This is a genomic window from Tumebacillus algifaecis, from assembly GCF_002243515.1.
Taxonomy (GTDB): domain Bacteria; phylum Bacillota; class Bacilli; order Tumebacillales; family Tumebacillaceae; genus Tumebacillus_A; species Tumebacillus_A algifaecis.
Window position 1 is genome coordinate 1094211 of the sequence record NZ_CP022657.1, and the last position, 17168, is coordinate 1111378.

Consider the following 17168-nt stretch of genomic DNA (forward strand, 5'->3'; position numbering starts at 1 on the left):
AAACGCCTCCACTGGAGGCGTTTTTTTTGTTTCTAAGGTATAATAGACGAGATTCATTTTTGATGAAACTGAGGAGTGTTTTGATAGATGAATGAACCAAGACCTTTTATTCAGACCAATCGCATGTCGGTCGCATCGCTTGTGCTCGGCGCTTGTTCGCTGGTGACGGTGATCATTCCATTTCTGAACATCATTATCTTGCTGATGGGGCCGCTTGGCATGGTGCTCGGCTTTTTAGCAACTCGACAGATCAAACGGAACCCGGATGAGATGAAAGGCGGCTGGCAGGCGCTGACTGGCATTCTGCTGAACTTAGTGTCCACGTTGCTCGTGGTGGCCATGTACGGTTTTGTGCTGATGATGATCTAAATTTTTTTGTAAAATCGTGAAGGGTTTCTCCCGAATCGGTTCGTCAATAGGGGTGACAGACGAAATCGACGGTGGTTGCAAGCAGGGAGAAGGGGGGACCGGTACGCGATGCAGGGAGAAAGCGATCTAGAATTGATACGGCGTGTCACATCGGGTGACAGCGACAGTTATCGACTGCTCGTGGAGCGCTACCAGGCGCTCGTCTATACCATCGCTGCCCGCATGGTGCGCGACCGGATCGAGGCCGAAGACCTCACCCAGGAAATCTTCCTGAAGGCATACCGCACGTTAGATAGCTTCCGCGAAGAGGCGAGTTTTAAGACGTGGATTTGTAAGATTGCTACCAACCGCTGTATTGATTGGCGGCGCAAACATGTGCCGCGTCAGGAGCAGACGGCGCAGGTTGAAGAGGCGGAGCGCATTCCGGACGATCTGGAAACCTCACCAGAACGAATGGTGCTTCGTCAGGAACAGCAGGAAGAAGTGCGTGGCCTGCTCGAGGAGATGCCGGAGAAATATCGATCGATCCTGCTGATGTACCATTTTCAAGGGATGAGTTACAAGGACATCGCAGAGATGCAGGAAATTTCACCGCGCACCGTTGAAACTCGGCTGTACCGGGCGAAAAACATGCTTCGCGACCGACTGAAAGGAGGGGAAACAGATGGAGCACGTATCAGGAGATATGATTTGGAAGTTTCTAAACGGTGATGAACTGACCGATGACGAGTTGGATCGGGTGTCGCTACATGTGGCCGAATGCGACCTGTGCGCAGAGCGTCTCGCGAATCTGGCAGAACTGGGTGACGCTATGCCCGAACTGATGCTGCTGGAAACGCCGCCTGCCGGGCTTGCCGATCGGATCATGAGCGAGATTGAACAGGATCGACAGCAGGCAGCTTGCGGACCCTACACGACCGCAGACGGCGCGCATTGCGGGTCGTCCGAAACGGAGTGGTCGAACCAGACTCTGGAAACGAACAATGTTGTGCCGCTTGCACCGCGCAAGGCACGCTCTCCGCGTCTCGAACTGTTTACCCGCGTCGCTACGGCAGCTGTGGTCACCGGCTTTATGGTGCTCGGCTCGGCCGGACAATCCTATGCCGATCGAGTTCCTGTATTCGGCAAGACGATCGCAGCTGTTTCGAACACCGGCAGTTTTGTCTCGAACGGCACAGCCCGCGTCTATTCTGAACTGTACGACCTGTTCAGCGTAGCAAACTTTGATCGATCGAAATAGGGAGGGACCTTTCTTATGAACTGCTTTCATCATCCGGATCGCGATGTGGCGCGTGAATGCCGCATCTGCCACGAAATGATCTGTTCGGACTGCGTGGTCCCCGTAGGCGATCATGCGGTATGCAAAACATGCGTGTCGCGCACGATGACGCTTGACGACACAGGCTTGTTGCCAGACAAAAAACAAGCACATCCACCTGCGGACAATAAAGCGCAGCATGCCGTCTCGATTGTTAAACACAAATCGGAAACTTTGACGCAAGGGCACCGGAGCTTTTTCTTGACCACCTTGTTCTCCTGTCTGCCGGGCTTGGGCCATTACTATCTGGGTCTACAGGTGCGCGGTGTGCACATGATGATCGTTTTCTTCTTCCTGATCTTCCTGAACACGATCGTGCCGAACTCCTTGCAGTTTGCAACCGGGTTTGCTGTGCCGATCCTCTGGTTCTATGCACAGGTGGATGCACACAAATTCCGTGAAGCGATCAACCGCGGCGAAACGGTGGAAGATCGCCCGATCTTCCCGCGCTGGAGAGAGATGCTCACCGTTTCGATGATCGGTTGGGCTTTTGCGATCATCGGCGGTGTCGCGCTGGCATATGGTGTGATCGACCTCGCTGGCGTGAACAACTGGCAGCTGCGTGAAGCGCTCAAAGAGATGGTCACGGCCGCTCTGTTAATCGGTGCAGGCTATTGGATTATCAAAGGCAAACCGCTTCCTTTCCCGCCGCAATCGCGTACGGAAGAGCGTGAAGACGGTAATCATGCGTAGAGTTGGAACCTTAACCAGTGCGTGCACGATGCTCGCACTGGGTCTTCTTCTTTTCTATGACATCGGCTTTCAGCAGAACGCTTTTGTGATCGGGCTCAATTTCTGGCCGCTCTTGATCATCGGGCTTGGTTTGGAACTGCTGTGGAACTGGCTGTCAAACCGCCGCAAACGTATCCAGGAACGAATTCGCTTGGACGGACGGAGTCTGGCCCTCCTGTTCCTCGTCGGGGTCTTCTCGGTCAATTTCTACTTATCTACGACCCGCGCAGCACAAGGGGAAGAGCAGGTACCACAGAAGCCGCTGCTCACCGTGACCAGCAAAAACTTGGATCTGCCGACACAGATTGTCCATCTGCCCGAGCTTGTGAAGGAGTTGGTGATCGACAATCCGCTTGGCACCATCGAAGTTGTCGGCACGACCGGGCGGCAGATGGAGATTGACGCTGTGGCGCACGTCTCGATCATCAACGAGCGCTCAACGCTCGTCTCGGCGGTCGATCTGATGCCTTACACGATGATCGACAAAGTCAGCACCGTGCTGGTCAAAAAGCCGGACCATGTCGCAGAGAGCGCGAGGATCGATCTAAAGCTGCAAGTGCCAGAAGGTCTCGAACTGCGACTGCGTACGGAGCAAGGCGACATTTTGCTCAGCGCTTACAAAGGGAATGCCAAGATTGGCAGCAAAGGCGGAGAGGTGACCGTCGATACGCTGAACGGCAATCTGGAAACAGACGTGCAAAATGGCGCGTTGAACGTGCGTGAGATCTATGGAAAGGCCAACCTGCACACCGGGCAAGGCAATGTCAAGATTCGTAAAGTCGGCAGCGATCTGTTGTTGCGATCGGACGCTGGCGACGCAGACATTGGACAAGTGGCCGGCAAGTTGGACCTTTACGTCAAACTTGGCAAAGTGAATGTTGACTCGATCGGCGATGAGATCAAGGCGATAGGCGAGTCGGCGGTGTTCAACATCCGCAATCCGTTTTCGAAACTGGAAGCGACGATCAATGGGATCGGGGATGTGACGGTGCACGGCGATGTGTTGGCCGCCTGGACGATCGCTGTGAACAATGGCAAGACGACGCTGGAAATGCCGGAGTCGGCCTCGGTCAAATTTTTGGGTGAGACGAACAAAGGCGTGATCAAAGGTCCAACAAAAACGAGCAAAAACGCAGGCACCAAACAAGGCTCTCTGCTCACCGACCAACTGGGTGACGGAACATGGCCAGTCACGGTGCGCTCCTATCATGGCAGTATTTTTGTCGATAAGTATTAAAAAGGGTCCCCGCACAAGCGCAGGGACCCTTTTTGTTGGAGAGGCGGACTAATCGGTAATGGCGTCCATCATGGAATCTGCCATCTGCGCCATCTCATTGGTGTTGTTGCCCGCAGTATTGTTGCGACGCATGACTTCCCAAGCGGCGATGCCGATTCCGGCACCAAGTACCATCGCTGTCACAGTGTTCATGCCACTTTTGCGGCGCGGTATCATGTCCGTGATCATTTCCCACATGTTCTTACCACCTCCCGTACCAGTATTTTTTGCGTTTTTTTCGATCTCATACGAAGGAATAATTGGAGGAACGTAGTATTATAAACTCATATATTAAAATCTGAATGTAAGAGGGTTGAGTAGAAATGAATAATCTGAATAATGACTCGGAGTTGCGTGCTGCTATTCTTCATATGGTGATTAGGATCAACAACTTGTTGATCAAACATGGCAATAGTGAAAAGTTGGCGGGGGCGTACGGACTTTCCCAGCAACAATGGACGTTGCTCGGCGTGCTGGACCGTAACGAACAGGGAATGACGATGACCGAATTGGGGAAGAATCTGCTTGTCACCAAGGCGAACATGACAGGGATGATCGACAGGTTGGAGCGCGACGGATTTGTCAGCCGACACCCGGATCAATTTGACCGCCGCGTGACCAAAGTGATGCTGACCGAAAAAGGCGCGCAGTTCATGCGTCACATCGAAGAACCGCGCAATACGTTTACTACGGAGATGTTTGGTGATTTTGAATCGGGAGAATGCAAACAGTTTTACAACTATTTGGAACGTTTTTTCAAAAAACTTGACAGCTAACCGCATTCGCTTGTGCATACCTTTGAATAGAAGAAAAGCGATGCCCGATGGACACCGCCGTTGTGCTACAATGTATTGGATTCTTGGTTGATTTTCTCAAGCTCTGCAGTCAATTCTTGCGTGGTCGGCATGCCTTTGTTAAAGTAGCGTACCTTCATCTCTTTGTCGAGAATCATCACCGAGCGGGCGACCATCAGACCGGAAAACGTTGGCACTTGATAATCGGCGATGATCTGCCAGCGGTCGTCATAGATCAGCGGGAAGCCGAAGTTATGCTTGGTGCTGAACTTTTTGTGCCCTTCGAACTTGCCAGGGTTGACACCTAAGACTACCGCGTCGAGGTTGTCGTATGCGGGGGTGGCATCGCGCGCTTCGCACAGTTGTTTTTTACAGCCGGGCGTATTGTTGATCGGGTAGAAAATGAGGATGACATTTTTCTTACCCTTGTAATCTTCATACAAATGGACGGGTCCTTCCGTGCTTTCAGCTTGAAAGTCGGGAGCGGTCGCACCAATTTCCAGCATTAAAGTTCCTCCTCACCTGACATTTCTTATATTGTCTCAATCTGTTCAAGGTGAGTCAAGGAGGAACCGCATCTACATAGTGAAGGGGTTAGATACGATGAAAGACGTTCGTTACGAGTTGTTGGCGAAAAATCTGGTGGAATACTCCGTAGCCCTGAAGCCGGGTGAAAAGGTGCTGCTTGAAGTGACAGACGGCGAAGTCCCGCTGACTCGCGAAATCATCAAGGCTGCTTATGCGGTCGGGGCGTTGCCCTTTTTGTGGAATCGAGAGCCGCAGTTGAACCGTGAGTTGATGCGCGGGGCAAGCGCTGAGCAGGTCAAACTATGGGGCGAGCACGATAAAGCACTCATGGAACAGATGGACGCATACATTTCGATCCGGGCATCGAAAAACGTCAACGAAATGGCAGGTTTGCCAGCGGAGAAGATGAAGCAATATGCTGAATTCTACTCCAAGCCGGTACATTTTGAAACGCGCGTGCACAAGACCAAGTGGTGCATCCTGCGCTATCCGAATGAGTCGATGGCACAGTCGGCCAACATGGCGACTGAGGACTTTGAAGATTTCTACTTCGATGTCTGCACGCTCGACTATCACAAGATGTCCGAAGCGATGAACCCGCTCAAAGAGCTGATCGAGCGCACCGACCGCGTTCAGATCAAAGGGCCGGGCACCGATCTGTCCTTCTCGATCAAAAACATCGGGGCTGTCAAATGCGATGGTCAACTGAACATCCCGGACGGTGAAGTCTATACGGCGCCGGTGCGCGATTCGGTAAACGGCACAGTATCGTTCAATGCGCCGACCTTGTACAACGGGACGACGTTTGACAACATTCGCTTGACCTTCAAGGACGGCAAAATTGTCGAAGCGACCGCCAATGATACCGAAGCGATCAACCGCATTTTGGATACGGACGAAGGAGCTCGTTACATCGGTGAATTCTCGCTCGGTTTCAACCCGTACATCCTGAAACCGATGAAGGACATCCTGTTCGATGAGAAGATCGCAGGCTCGTTCCACTTAACGCCGGGCAACTGTTATGACGATGCTTACAACGGCAACCGCTCCAACATCCACTGGGATCTGGTCTGCATCCAGACGCCCGAGTACGGTGGGGGCGAGATCTGGTTTGACGATGTGCTGATCCGCAAAGACGGCCTGTTCGTCATTCCGGAACTGGAAGGTTTGAACCCGGATCGATTGAAGTAGAACAGATTGGCATCGAAAAGCACAGCCCCTGTCGGCTGTGCTTTTTGTATAATGGGAAAGAAGTGTGCACGTTTTAGGAGGCAAGAACATGCGAGAGACGATGAGACGGACGCAGGTCGATGTGAATATCCAAACGGCCAGAGCTGTCGGTGGGAAGATATATGACTGGTATGAAATGGTGAAACGCGACCTGCCCTGGCGGCGGACGCGCGATCCGTATAAGATCTGGGTGTCAGAAGTGATGCTGCAGCAAACGCGGGTGGAGACGGTGATTCCATATTGGAATCGTTTTATGGAACTGTTCCCGACGATTGAGGCGCTGGCGGATGCTCCTGAGCCTGATATCTTGAAGGCGTGGGAAGGGCTCGGCTACTATTCGCGCGTGCGCAACCTGCAAAAAGGGGCGCAGGTCGTTCGTGAAAAGTTTGCCGGACGAGTGCCCGACACGCTCGATGAAATCTCGACACTACCCGGTGTGGGGCCGTACACAGCAGGTGCGATCTTGTCGATCGCCTATGATGTGGACGTGCCAGCGGTGGATGGCAACGTGTTTCGGGTGCTGTCGCGGATTTTCCTGATCGAAGAGGACATCATGAAGCCAAAAACAAGGCGGACGTTCGAAGGGCTGGCCGAATTTTTGATCCCGACTGGACGGGCTGCTTCGTTCAACCAAGGCCTGATGGAGCTTGGGGCGACGATCTGCATTCCGAAAAATCCGCGCTGTCAATCGTGCCCGGTACAGGAACATTGCCGTGCGCTCGACGAGGGGATGCAAGAAGCGTTTCCGGTCAAGGAGAAGAAAAAGCCGCCCAGACCTGTCGATATGACGGCCGCACTGCTTCGCGATGGCGACCGCGTGCTGATTCGCAGACGTCCCGATAAAGGGCTCTTGGCGGGCATGTGGGAGTTTCCAGGCGGTGAGAGGGTGGAAGGTCTGTCCCTGGAGGAGAGCTTGATTACACACCTTACAGAGGCGTTCGGTGTGACGGTGGCACCGCAGCGGCTTTTTGCACAGGTTCAACATACTTTTAGCCACCTGCAATGGGACATGCGCGTGTTTGAATGCGCGATCGTTCAAGGACAGGTGCGCGAACATGACGATTTGAAATGGGTTGCCGTTGGAGAATTGGATGCCTATACGTTCCCGGTGGCGCATGGGAAAGTGGTCAAGGAATTGGGTGGACTGGTTTAGGGTAGGTTTCTTCAGTGAGCAAAGAAACCCTTTCTTCTCGAAATAGAAGAAAGGGTTTCTTATTAGATGGATGCAACTGCGTATTCATCTGTGGCCGCTGTGACATGAGCGTGCAGATCAAACAACAAAATTTGATTCCTGACCGCCTCGTTCATCTCAATCGCCAGTCCGCCTTGGTACATCCGTTTGTGAATCGTCGTCGCATCCGGCCGTTCCGACCCGGTGAGAAGGTACAGCGCATCGGCTGTGCACAGGCCGCGCAGGAAATCGCGGTGAGCGCTGAAAGGGAGCACGAACTGCAAGTGGTGTTTCTGTCCATTCACTTCAAAATAGGCATGCAGTTCCAGCGCGGCGCGACCCTGATGCGTTTGAAGGGCTGAGGTCAAGCGGGTCGGAATCAACCGCTCTGTGTGGATGACTTCACTTGGCAAAACACAACCGACTACGTAAGGGACGCGTGCGCGGTCTACGAGCAGTGCTCCTGTTTCCATGGCGGTTCTTCCCCCTGTTTGTGGTATTATCTTCATCATACAGGGGGAACGTAGATCTCCCTTGAACAGTTTTTAAATCCTTTGTGAAGACAGGCGGGTGGAATGAAGTGGCAGTGCGTGGATTTTTTGAATATAAGATTACAGAGGGAAAACGGACAGACTATCTCGAACTGATCGCAAAACTCCGTGTCAAACGCACAGAAGCAGGCTTCACACACTATAGTGTAAGTGAGGGCATCGACCAAAAAAATCTTGTCGTTGAGACTTTTTTGGTCCCTTCGATAGAGGAGTATCGGGAATTGGAAGCGAAACTATTGGAAGACCCGGAGTCGGCACTCTATATACGGTCGCTCGATACCTGTATCGACGGGGGGATGGGCGCGAGGAAGGTTTGGTTTTTTGCCGAACTGGACTTTTTCGCGTAGTTGGGAACACTGTAAGAACAGAGAGGGGTGAGCATCAATGATCTCGATTACTGACATCGCAAAAGAGAAGATTCAGGAGATCTTGGAGCAAGAACCGGAAGGCACCGTCATTCGCGTCAGTGTATCGCCTGGTTGAGGCGGCATGCGCTTTCGTTTGGCTCTGGATGAGTCAAAAGACTATGACAAATCGGTTGAGGCACATGGCATCACGTTTGTGATGGACCCATTTGCTGTCGCGCTGATTGAGGGAATTCAAATCGATTACGATGATATTGTCGAAGATGACTTCATCGTTACGAATACAGCAGGCCCGAGCTCGTCTTGCTAATCTTTTCGCAAAAAGGGGACAACATCGCATGGAAACTCCGGTACAAGTGAATTATGATATCAAATCGATGGAGCGCTGCATCTCAGCAACGTTCTCTTTCGGTCAGACTTCGATGAACAACCCGTACTTCTCGATCTATTTTGTTGTCAACAACGCAGGGATCGTCGCGGTGTACGACAAGTCGATGCCGCTGCAAGGCGCAACCGTGAACGAGGAAAACGAGGTTCCTTTTGTCGATCAACTGAAAACCAACTCGATCAATCTCAAGCAAGGTACCAATAAATATGAAGTGCTGCGCTACATTCATGATGAACTCCAGCGCATCGGTGAAAAGCTGCAACGCGATGGCCGTCCGCTCAACGACTCAGACATTTCGAAGCTGATGACCAAGATCGCCTCCAAGTACGAAGGGCAACAAAACGTTCAATAGTCGGCGGGCAGGTTGACAGCACGCGATGGAAGGGATCTCCAGTCTTTTGGAGGTCTTTTTCATTTCGATTCAAGTTTTGGTGCAAGTTTCGATGCAAACAAAGTGAAACTTAATTTCTTTTTCTTCGTATAAGGTTGTATAATTACGTTATAGAGACTTGAAAGGAGTGTCAGTATGCAACCATCTTATTCTGGAAGCCGCACGGTAGGTGTGAATCGTGTTCTGCCGATGTTCTTCCTGAGCCTTTTGTTCGCATTAATCGGAACGATCGTAGGCACTCAAGTGCCGACCGCGTTCTTCCTGCCGCTGATGATCATCGAAATCGGGATGTTGATCGCAGCAATGTTCTTGAGAAAACGCCGTGTAGGTTACACGTTCCTTTATTTGTTCACTTTCATCAGCGGGGTTACGTTCTACCCGGTGCTTGCTCACTATACAGCAGGGATCGGCGGGGACATGGTGATGGCAGCATTTGGTGTTTCTACGCTCGCATATGGTGCGACCGCGCTGTACGCATGGAAATCGAAAGCGGACTTCTCGTTCCTCGGCGGCTTCCTGATGGTCGGTATTATCGCGCTGATCGCTCTGTCCTTGTGGAACATGTTCATGCCGCTTGGCGGCACGATGTACCTGTTGTTCACGCTGCTGGGCATCTTCATCTTCATCGGATTCACGTTGTATGACATCTCGAACATCGCTCGCAACGGCGTACCGGAAGACATGGTGCCGATGGCGGTGCTCGGCCTGTATCTCAACTTCATCAACCTGTTCCTGTTCGTGCTGCGTCTGTTCGGCATCAACTTGGGGTCTGATGACTAAGCCAAACTGTGCGCCGGAAAGCCCGCTCCATATGGAGTGGGTTTTTCTTTTTTTTAATTTTACATTGACATTATTCTAATTCTACTGATACCATTTATAAAAATAGTGTATTCAGAATTTGCCAGATAAACAAATAAATCTCAAGATACAGTTTAAGGAGCTGAGCGACACGTGCTGATCCAAAATGCTGCGAAACGTCAAGTAACTGAGATTCCTTTGTTAACATTACCTGTGGATCGTCCGCGACCTGCGACGGTGGTTTTTCGGGAAGCGGAAGCGCGGTTTGTGTTGCCCGATCAATGTGTTCAAGCGCTGACAGAAGTTGGTGCACGTGAAGGAGTTTCGTTATCTGTTTTGTTGCTGGTCGCCTTTCAATCGCTATTAGCGCGATATTCCGGCCAAGAGGAGTTGGGGATCGGTCTGGTCGATGAAAGCGGTTTAGTGCGTCTGCTGTGCAGTGATCTAAGCCCGCTGCAAACGTTTGCCGAACTGACTCGTGCGGTGCAGGAACAGGTTGCCTCGATCGAGCGGGAAGCTGTTTTGACAGATGATTCGGCGCTACAAGTGCTGTACGCTTTCGAATGTGCACTTCCTAAAGCGCGTGAGTATGACGTGGCGCTGATCATTCGTCAGGAAGCGGACGGGCTGTTGCTCAAGTTCTCCTACAACGCTGAACTGTATGACCTAGCTACGATCGAGCGGATGGGCGGACACCTGCAAGAGTTGTTACAATCCGCTTTGCAAAGCGGCGCCCAACCGCTCATCGCGCTGGCGTTGATCACCGAAGCAGAGCGCAAACTCTTGCTCGAGTCGTGGACGGCAGGACCGACGGCCCCGCTCGACCATGAGATGATCGATAAGATGTTTGAAGCGCAGGTGCAGAAGACGCCCGACCGGATCGCGCTCCGTTTTGAAGGAGAGAGTGTGACCTATGCGGAACTGAATCGCCGCGCGAACCAACTCGCACGTGCCTTGCGCGCTAAAGGGGTGCAGCCGGAACAGTTGATCGGGCTGTGCGTGGATCGCTCTGTGGAGATGGTTATCGGAATGTTCGGCATTTTGAAAGCGGGTGCTGCTTATCTGCCGCTCGACCCAGCCTATCCGACAGAGCGCCTCACCTTTATGGTCGAAGATGCGGGCGTGCAAGTGTTGCTCACCAAAACGCATGTGCTTCAAAAGATCGAGTTGTCGGTCGCTACGACGATCTGCCTCGACAGCGACTGGCCAGAGATCGCCAAGGAAAGTGAGGACAACCCGGATTTTGCAGTCCAGCCGGACAATTTGGCTTACGTGATCTACACATCGGGCACGACGGGCAGACCAAAGGGCGTGATGATCGAAAACCGCAATGTCTGCAACATGTCGATGGCGATCACCGAGCGTTTTCAGATCGATGAAGACACGATCATGTTGCAGTTTGCAGCGTTTTCCTTCGATTCCTCGGTAGCCGAGCTGTTCCCAGCGTTGATGAACGGAGGCACGGTCCTCTTGGCACCGAAAGACAAAGTGATGCCAGGACCAGGTCTGGTCGAGCTGCTGACGCGGGAGCAAGTGACGCATGTGATCTTGCCGCCGTCGGTGCTCGCCCTGTTGCCAGAAGATCAGCTGAAGCATTTGAAAGTGGTCGTCTCGGCCGGAGAAGCGTGTGCCGCCGAACTGGTCAGAAAGTGGAGCGCTACAGGCCGCCATTTTGTAAACGGCTACGGCCCGACAGAAGGGACGGTCGGCGCGTTGATCGGCATTTGCCTGCCTGGAGAAGCGGTGAACGTGGGACGCCCGATGCAAAATACGACCGTCTATCTGCTCGATGCCAACTTGCAGCCGGTTCCGGTCGGTGTGCCAGGTGAGATTTGCATCGGTGGTGCCGGTCTGGCGCGCGGCTATCTGGGCCGCCCAGATTTGACCTCAGAAAAGTTTATCGACAATCCGTTTGAGGATGCGACCGTGCCCCGCTTGTATAAGACGGGCGACTTGGGTTGCTATCTGCCGGACGGTCGTGTGCGATATATTTCGCGGATCGACAATCAGGTGAAAATCAGAGGGTTCCGCATCGAGCTCGATGAAGTGGAGTCTGCGCTGCTCACCCATCCCGATGTGCAAAATGCATCGGTGATCGACCGAGAGGACACGCCGGGTGTGAAGCGTTTGGCCGGCTATGTCGTGCCGAAAGAGGGCCGTGCCCTGTCGGTGCGCGAACTGCGCCGCTATCTGGCGGAACGCCTGCCCGATTTTATGGTGCCGACGGCGTTCGCGTTGCTCGAAGCGCTTCCGTTGACGCAAAATGGCAAGGTGGACCGCCGGGCGTTGCCGGTGCCGAATACGGCCGACCGAGCGTTGTATGATGAAGCGTATGTAGCACCTGCTACGCCGGACGAAATGATGCTAGCTCAGATTTACAGTGAGGTGCTTGGCGTTGAACAGGTCGGCGTCCATGATCATTTCTTCGAACTGGGCGGCGAGTCGCTGTTGGCGACAAAAGTGGTGGCTCGAGTGCGCGAACTGTTCGGGGTAGAACTGCCGCTGAACACGCTGTTCGCCAAACCGACGCTCATCGAATTGGTCGCAGAGTTGGCAAGGATGCAGCGCGAGACAACCGAAACGTTGGCCCCGCTTACGAAGCGTCCGCGCCGGGAGCGCATGCCGCTCTCTTATGCACAGGAACGGATCTGGTTTCTGCGCGAACTGTTCCCAGACAACTTGTCGTACAGCGCTTCGTGCCTGCTGACGTTTAAAGGTCCGTTTGATGTGGAGATCATGGAGCGCACCTTGAACGAAATTCTGCGCCGCCATGACATCTTCAGCACGACTTTCCAATCGGTTCACGGCGAACCGGCACAAGTGGTCGAGCCGTTTGAGCCGATCAAACTGCGGGTGGTCGATCTGCATCAACTCTCGGAAACGGAGAAGCAGGCCGAGATGGACAAGATCGTCGAGGTGGAGATCAAAAAGCAATTTAAGCTCGATGAACTGCCGATGGTGCGCTGGACATTGTTCAAGCTGGAACAGGATGTCCACACGCTGCTCCATGTAGAAGACCATCTCGTCCACGATGGCTTTTCGTTCTCCGTCTTCCTGTACGACTTCTTGCACATTTATAACGCCTATGTGGAAGGCAATCAATCTCCGCTCCCCGATCCGGAGATTCAGTTTGTTGACTTTGCCGATTGGCAGCGCGAGATGATGGATGGCCCAGAGGGCGATCGCCAGTTGGCCTATTGGAAAGATAAATTGACGGGAGCACCGGGAATTCTCGAGTTGCCACTCGACCATCCGCGCCCGGCGGTACAGCGTTTTAAAGGGGCTGCTTTCCGCTTCCAAATCCCTTATCAAGTATCGAAAGGCATTCGCGAGTTTTCGCGCAAAAACGGCGTGTCATTGTTTATGACTCTGATGGCTGCGTACAACGTCTTGCTGTATCGCTATTCTGGTCAAGAGGATATCCTCGTCGGGACGGGCATCGCCAACCGCCGTCTCAAAGAGACGGAACGCCTGATCGGGATGATCGTTAACAACGTGCTTTTTCGCACCCAACTTGGCGGTAATCCGACTTTTAAAGAGATCGTCGAACAGGTGCGCCAAACGTCGATGGAAGCGTATGAACACCAAGACGTGCCGTTTGAGCGAGTGATCGCGGCACTTGGCATCGAACGCGATTTGAACCGCAACCCGTTGATGCAAGTGATGTTCTCGATGCATGACACCCCGATGCCAGAAATTGAGATCCCAGGCGTGGAGATGTTCATCCACGAAGGCCTGAACAACGGCTCGGCCAAATTTGATATGAACATCATGGTCATCCCGCGCCACTCCAAACGCCTTGGCGTGCGCGGCAAAGGGGATTCGAAGGACGAAGGCATCACCGTCAACTGGGAGTTCAACACCGACCTGTGGGATGCGGACACGATTGATCGGATGATTCAAAATTGGATCGGCCTTCTCGCAGATGTGATCGATCATCCGGACGCGCGCATTGGCGAGCTGTCTCTGTTGTCCCGCGAAGAGGAGCAGAAACTGCTCGTCGCTTGGAACGACACAGAAGCGGACTATCCGACTGAACGCTGTCTGCATGAACTGTTCGAAGAGCAAGTGCAAAAGTCGCCGGATCACATCGCTGTCGTCTATGGTGAGCAAACGCTGACCTACGCCGAACTCGATCGGCAGGCAAACCGTTTGGCACACCACCTGCGCGCTCTTGGCGTAGGGCCGGATGTTCCGGTCGGTGTCTCTTTGGAGCGATGCCCTGAACTGGTCGTCGTCCTGCTCGGTGTGCTGAAAGCAGGCGGTGCCTACCTGCCGCTCGATACGGATGCTCCTCCAGCCCGAAAAGCGCAGGTGCTGGAAGATGCACAGGCCCCCGTTTGCATCTCACAGGCACATCTGACCGACCGCTTGCCGCAAGGAGCAGTCAAGTACGTGTTTGTTGACCGCGATGCGGCGGAGATTGCGAAGCATCCGGAGACAAAGCCGGAGACTGATCTGTTGCCTCATCATCTCGTCTCCATCTACTACACCTCAGGCTCGACTGGCAAACCGAAAGGCGTTTGCTCCACACATGACGGCTGGGTGAACCGGATGAATTGGATGCAGCGCCGCTACAACTTGCAGGCGACAGAAACCGTTTTGCAAAAAACGACGTTGACCTTCGACGATGCGGCAGTTGAATTCTTCTGGCCGCTGATGGTTGGCGCGCGGATCGCGATGCTGGAACCAGAACTGCACAAAGATCCGCTCGCGATCATGGAGGCGGCGATCCGCTATGAGACGGCTGTCCTGCAATTTGTACCGTCGATGCTGTCCTTGTTCCTCGATGCGGTGACAGCGGAGAAACAAGAGCAATTGCGTGCGCTGCGCATCGTCATCTCCTCTGGCGAAGCGCTGCGCGCCGATCTGGTCCGCTCTTTCTTGCACAACTTGCCAAGTGCTGGGCTGTTCAACCAATGGGGGGCGACCGAAGTGTCGATCGACTCGACCTGCCATGAGGTGACGGCAGCCGATGCGAATGAAGAAGGCATCGTTTCGGTCGGCCGACCGATCGACAACAATCAGGTCTACATCTTGGACGGGAATCTGAACCCGATTCCGATCGGGGTGCCAGGAGATCTGTATTTAGCCGGGGTCGGACTGGCGCGCGGCTATCTGAACAACCCGGAGCGTACCGCAGAAGCGTTTATCCCACATCCGTTCGCACCAGGCGAGGTAATGTACAAGACGGGTGACCGCGGCTACTACCGTAAAGATGGTTCGATCATGTTTCTTGGCCGCCGCGACGATCAGGTGAAAGTGCGCGGTCAACGCGTCGAACTGGCGGAGATCGAAGCGGTGCTGGTCACCCATCCAGCGCTCAAAGAGTGTGCTGTCGTCGCACACAAGCGCCCGAGCGGCTATTACATCGTCGGCTATTACGAGTTGGAGGCGGGCCAGAATGTAACGGTCGAATCGCTGCGTGAACATCTGCTCGCCTTGTTGCCCGAGTACATGGTGCCGGCGCGCTTCGTGTTGATGGACGCCTTGCCGCTGACGGTCAGCGGCAAGCTCGACCGCAAATTGCTGCCCGATCCTGGCGAGGAGCGTCCCGATCTGGAAGCTGCGTTCATCGCCCCGCGCAATGAGATCGAACGTACCATCGCGAACATCTGGCAAGAGATCCTGCGCTTGAATGAGGTCGGTGTGTACGACAAATTCTTTGACTTGGGCGGACATTCGCTCGATGCGACCCGCATCATGTCGCGCATCAACCGCGAACTGGGCACGTCGCTACCACTGCGCGATCTGTTCGAATGTTTGACGGTGGCAGGTTTGGCAGAACGGGTGGCCGATGTGCGCAGTTCCGATGCAAAAGGCCAGTTGAAACCTGTGCGCCATGCCGCGACGCGCGATCGTTATGAGCTGTCCAATGCGCAAAAACGATTCTGGTTCGAATTTATCATGCATCCCGAGTCGGCGATCGGTTCGATGATGGTGAGCGAGTTGCGCGGCCAAGTCAACGTCGCAGCGTTCCAACAGGCGTATGCACAATTGGTACAGCGCCACAGCATCATGCGCACGACGTTCTTCGAAGCGGACGGAGTGCCCTATCAAGTGGTGCGCGACGATCTCGAGATGGCCTGCAAGTTCGAAGACCTGTCGCATCACAGCGAAGCGGAGCAGCAGACCCGGATCGCCGAACATCTGGCGCGGGTCTACAGCACACCGTATGATCTGATCAACGGCCCGCTGTTCTACTCGGCGCTTTTGAAACTGACAGACAACAAAGCGCTCTGGGTGCGTTCGACACATGCGATCGTCTATGACGGCTGGTCATCGATCGTGTACATGAACGATTTTGCTGCACTGTACCAAGCGGCAGTTGCAGGTCAGGAAGGAAGCTTGCCCGAAGCGCTGCAATATGTGGATTATGCAGAGTGGCAGGCGCACTCCCTAAAAGACGGCGACATGGATGATCAGAAAGCGTATTGGTTGGAGCGACTCGCAGACGTCGGCGCACCGCCGCCGTTGCCTTACGATTACGATTTGGATGAGGTGGAGCGCCCAGAACCGATGTCGTTGCGGCTCACGACAGTCGATGCACAACTGACAGAGGCGGTTCGTCAACTCGCTCTCCAGCAAGGCACGACCACGTTCCTCGCCGTGACGGCGGCGTTTAACATCTGGCTATCCCGCGTATCTGGGCAAACGGACGTAGTCGTCGGCTCGCCGCTGACTGGGCGTACCAATCCGGAGTTAGAACCGGTGATCGGCGTGCTTGTCAATCCGGCCGCTTTCCGTACCGACCTGTCGGGCAACCCGACTGCAATGCAGGTGATCGAGCGCATCAAGACGGTCGCGTTCGGAGCGTATGCGAATCAGGATTACCCATACGATCTGCTCGTACAGGACCTGCGCGCTCACAGAAGCACCAACGATCCGCTGTATTCGATTGTGCTCGTCGGCCAAAACGTGCACACAGGCGGCTTCAAACTTCATGATGACTTGCATGCTGTGGGGTTCGAGTACGAAGCAGTGATCGCTGATCAAGTGAGCATGGAAGTGGAAAGATCACCGTTTGATCTACACATCGAAGTTTTTGAAAAAGGCGATCATCTTTGGATTCGTACGCACTATGATGCGTTCCGCTTCCAAAAAGATACGGTCGATCGCTTACTCGCCCAATTTGTCTATGTGCTCGAACAGTTTGTCGAGGAACCGGAAAAACGCTTGCAACAGTTTGCGTTGGAACGGCTTGAAGACACGCTGGATGACCTGTTCTAAGATCGATTGAGCAAACAGCAAAACCTC

The 17168-nt window shown here is 53.7% G+C and carries 16 protein-coding genes; 13 read left to right on the forward strand and 3 right to left on the reverse strand.

Features of this window, described 5'->3' with window-relative positions; translation table 11 throughout:
• The first annotated feature begins 87 nt into the window (after positions 1 to 87).
• The 5 genes from CIG75_RS04905 to CIG75_RS04925 all read left to right on the forward strand — a co-directional run bounded on the left by CIG75_RS04905 (position 88) and on the right by CIG75_RS04925 (position 3656).
• Positions 88 to 369, forward strand: coding sequence for a DUF4190 domain-containing protein (locus tag CIG75_RS04905; protein ID WP_094235639.1), 282 nt, complete (start codon positions 88 to 90; stop codon positions 367 to 369).
• A 108-nt stretch (positions 370 to 477) separates the two neighbouring features.
• A complete protein-coding gene (locus tag CIG75_RS04910; RefSeq protein WP_094235640.1) occupies positions 478 to 1080 on the forward strand; it encodes an RNA polymerase sigma factor in 603 nt (200 codons plus the stop codon).
• Positions 1034 to 1609, forward strand: a complete 576-nt coding sequence (locus tag CIG75_RS04915) for an anti-sigma factor family protein (protein ID WP_157729386.1) — start codon at positions 1034 to 1036, stop codon at positions 1607 to 1609. The genes CIG75_RS04910 and CIG75_RS04915 overlap by 47 nt, the downstream gene beginning before the upstream one ends.
• Before the next feature lie 15 nt (positions 1610 to 1624).
• Positions 1625 to 2380, forward strand: coding sequence for a B-box zinc finger protein (locus CIG75_RS04920; protein ID WP_094235642.1), 756 nt, complete (start codon positions 1625 to 1627; stop codon positions 2378 to 2380).
• Positions 2373 to 3656 (forward strand): DUF4097 family beta strand repeat-containing protein, encoded by a 1284-nt coding sequence (locus tag CIG75_RS04925; protein ID WP_157729387.1) that lies wholly within the window; start codon positions 2373 to 2375, stop codon positions 3654 to 3656. Before CIG75_RS04920 ends, CIG75_RS04925 begins: the two co-directional genes overlap by 8 nt.
• 48 nt (positions 3657 to 3704) lie before the next feature.
• Here the strand turns inward: CIG75_RS04925 and CIG75_RS04930 are convergent, their stop codons facing one another.
• On the reverse strand, positions 3705 to 3893 hold the full coding sequence (locus tag CIG75_RS04930) for a hypothetical protein (RefSeq protein ID WP_094235644.1): 189 nt from the start codon (positions 3891 to 3893) through the stop codon (positions 3705 to 3707).
• Positions 3894 to 4018: 125 nt separating this feature from the next.
• Between CIG75_RS04930 and CIG75_RS04935 the strand changes: the two genes are divergently transcribed.
• Positions 4019 to 4471: a MarR family winged helix-turn-helix transcriptional regulator gene (locus CIG75_RS04935; RefSeq protein ID WP_094235645.1), complete on the forward strand. Its 453-nt coding sequence runs from the start codon at positions 4019 to 4021 to the stop codon at positions 4469 to 4471.
• 65 nt (positions 4472 to 4536) lie between these two features.
• On the opposite strand, the gene CIG75_RS04940 is transcribed toward CIG75_RS04935, so the two are convergent.
• On the reverse strand, positions 4537 to 4995 hold the full coding sequence (locus CIG75_RS04940; protein ID WP_094235646.1) for a peroxiredoxin: 459 nt from the start codon (positions 4993 to 4995) through the stop codon (positions 4537 to 4539).
• A gap of 97 nt (positions 4996 to 5092) precedes the next feature.
• On the opposite strand from CIG75_RS04940, the gene CIG75_RS04945 reads away from it, so the two are divergent.
• Together CIG75_RS04945 and mutY are read left to right on the forward strand one after the other, a co-directional pair.
• Positions 5093 to 6208 carry an aminopeptidase gene (locus CIG75_RS04945; protein WP_094235647.1) on the forward strand — a complete coding sequence of 372 codons (1116 nt, stop codon included), beginning with the start codon at positions 5093 to 5095 and terminating at the stop codon, positions 6206 to 6208.
• An 88-nt stretch (positions 6209 to 6296) separates the two neighbouring features.
• Positions 6297 to 7400, forward strand: a complete 1104-nt coding sequence (gene mutY / locus CIG75_RS04950) for an A/G-specific adenine glycosylase (RefSeq protein WP_227874364.1) — start codon at positions 6297 to 6299, stop codon at positions 7398 to 7400.
• A gap of 62 nt (positions 7401 to 7462) precedes the next feature.
• Here mutY and CIG75_RS04955 read toward each other — a convergent pair whose 3' ends face one another.
• On the reverse strand, positions 7463 to 7891 hold the full coding sequence (locus CIG75_RS04955) for a hypothetical protein (RefSeq protein WP_094235648.1): 429 nt from the start codon (positions 7889 to 7891) through the stop codon (positions 7463 to 7465).
• A 299-nt stretch (positions 7892 to 8190) separates the two neighbouring features.
• Between CIG75_RS04955 and CIG75_RS21395 the strand changes: the two genes are divergently transcribed.
• The 5 genes from CIG75_RS21395 to CIG75_RS04980 all read left to right on the forward strand — a co-directional run bounded on the left by CIG75_RS21395 (position 8191) and on the right by CIG75_RS04980 (position 17141).
• The gene (locus CIG75_RS21395) at positions 8191 to 8316 is read left to right on the forward strand and encodes a hypothetical protein (protein ID WP_265415064.1); all 126 of its coding nucleotides are present in this window, start codon (positions 8191 to 8193) and stop codon (positions 8314 to 8316) included.
• Positions 8317 to 8458: 142 nt separating this feature from the next.
• Entirely contained in the window at positions 8459 to 8644 is a 186-nt protein-coding gene (locus CIG75_RS04965) for a hypothetical protein (RefSeq protein ID WP_094235650.1), read from the forward strand.
• A gap of 28 nt (positions 8645 to 8672) precedes the next feature.
• On the forward strand, positions 8673 to 9074 hold the full coding sequence (locus tag CIG75_RS04970; RefSeq protein ID WP_094235651.1) for a hypothetical protein: 402 nt from the start codon (positions 8673 to 8675) through the stop codon (positions 9072 to 9074).
• A gap of 174 nt (positions 9075 to 9248) precedes the next feature.
• Positions 9249 to 9893 carry a Bax inhibitor-1/YccA family protein gene (locus CIG75_RS04975; protein WP_094235652.1) on the forward strand — a complete coding sequence of 215 codons (645 nt, stop codon included), beginning with the start codon at positions 9249 to 9251 and terminating at the stop codon, positions 9891 to 9893.
• Positions 9894 to 10064: 171 nt separating this feature from the next.
• The gene (locus CIG75_RS04980) at positions 10065 to 17141 is read left to right on the forward strand and encodes an amino acid adenylation domain-containing protein (RefSeq protein ID WP_094235653.1); all 7077 of its coding nucleotides are present in this window, start codon (positions 10065 to 10067) and stop codon (positions 17139 to 17141) included.
• Positions 17142 to 17168 lie beyond the last annotated feature (27 nt).

What these genes read in the sequence shown, in the direction of transcription:
- CIG75_RS04920 (WP_094235642.1), top strand. Translation starts at nt 1,625, where the DNA reads ATGAACTGCTTTCATCATCCGGATCGCGATGTGGCGCGTGAATGCCGC.
- CIG75_RS04910 (WP_094235640.1), top strand. Translation starts at nt 478, where the DNA reads ATGCAGGGAGAAAGCGATCTAGAATTGATACGGCGTGTCACATCGGGT.
- CIG75_RS04925 (WP_157729387.1), top strand. Translation starts at nt 2,373, where the DNA reads ATGCGTAGAGTTGGAACCTTAACCAGTGCGTGCACGATGCTCGCACTG.
- CIG75_RS04935 (WP_094235645.1), top strand. Translation starts at nt 4,019, where the DNA reads ATGAATAATCTGAATAATGACTCGGAGTTGCGTGCTGCTATTCTTCAT.
- CIG75_RS04970 (WP_094235651.1), top strand. Translation starts at nt 8,673, where the DNA reads ATGGAAACTCCGGTACAAGTGAATTATGATATCAAATCGATGGAGCGC.
- mutY (WP_227874364.1), top strand. Translation starts at nt 6,297, where the DNA reads ATGCGAGAGACGATGAGACGGACGCAGGTCGATGTGAATATCCAAACG.
- CIG75_RS04975 (WP_094235652.1), top strand. Translation starts at nt 9,249, where the DNA reads ATGCAACCATCTTATTCTGGAAGCCGCACGGTAGGTGTGAATCGTGTT.
- CIG75_RS04915 (WP_157729386.1), top strand. Translation starts at nt 1,034, where the DNA reads ATGGAGCACGTATCAGGAGATATGATTTGGAAGTTTCTAAACGGTGAT.
- CIG75_RS04965 (WP_094235650.1), top strand. Translation starts at nt 8,459, where the DNA reads ATGCGCTTTCGTTTGGCTCTGGATGAGTCAAAAGACTATGACAAATCG.
- CIG75_RS04945 (WP_094235647.1), top strand. Translation starts at nt 5,093, where the DNA reads ATGAAAGACGTTCGTTACGAGTTGTTGGCGAAAAATCTGGTGGAATAC.
- CIG75_RS04905 (WP_094235639.1), top strand. Translation starts at nt 88, where the DNA reads ATGAATGAACCAAGACCTTTTATTCAGACCAATCGCATGTCGGTCGCA.
- CIG75_RS04955 (WP_094235648.1), bottom strand. Translation starts at nt 7,891, where the DNA reads ATGGAAACAGGAGCACTGCTCGTAGACCGCGCACGCGTCCCTTACGTA.
- CIG75_RS04930 (WP_094235644.1), bottom strand. Translation starts at nt 3,893, where the DNA reads ATGTGGGAAATGATCACGGACATGATACCGCGCCGCAAAAGTGGCATG.
- CIG75_RS04940 (WP_094235646.1), bottom strand. Translation starts at nt 4,995, where the DNA reads ATGCTGGAAATTGGTGCGACCGCTCCCGACTTTCAAGCTGAAAGCACG.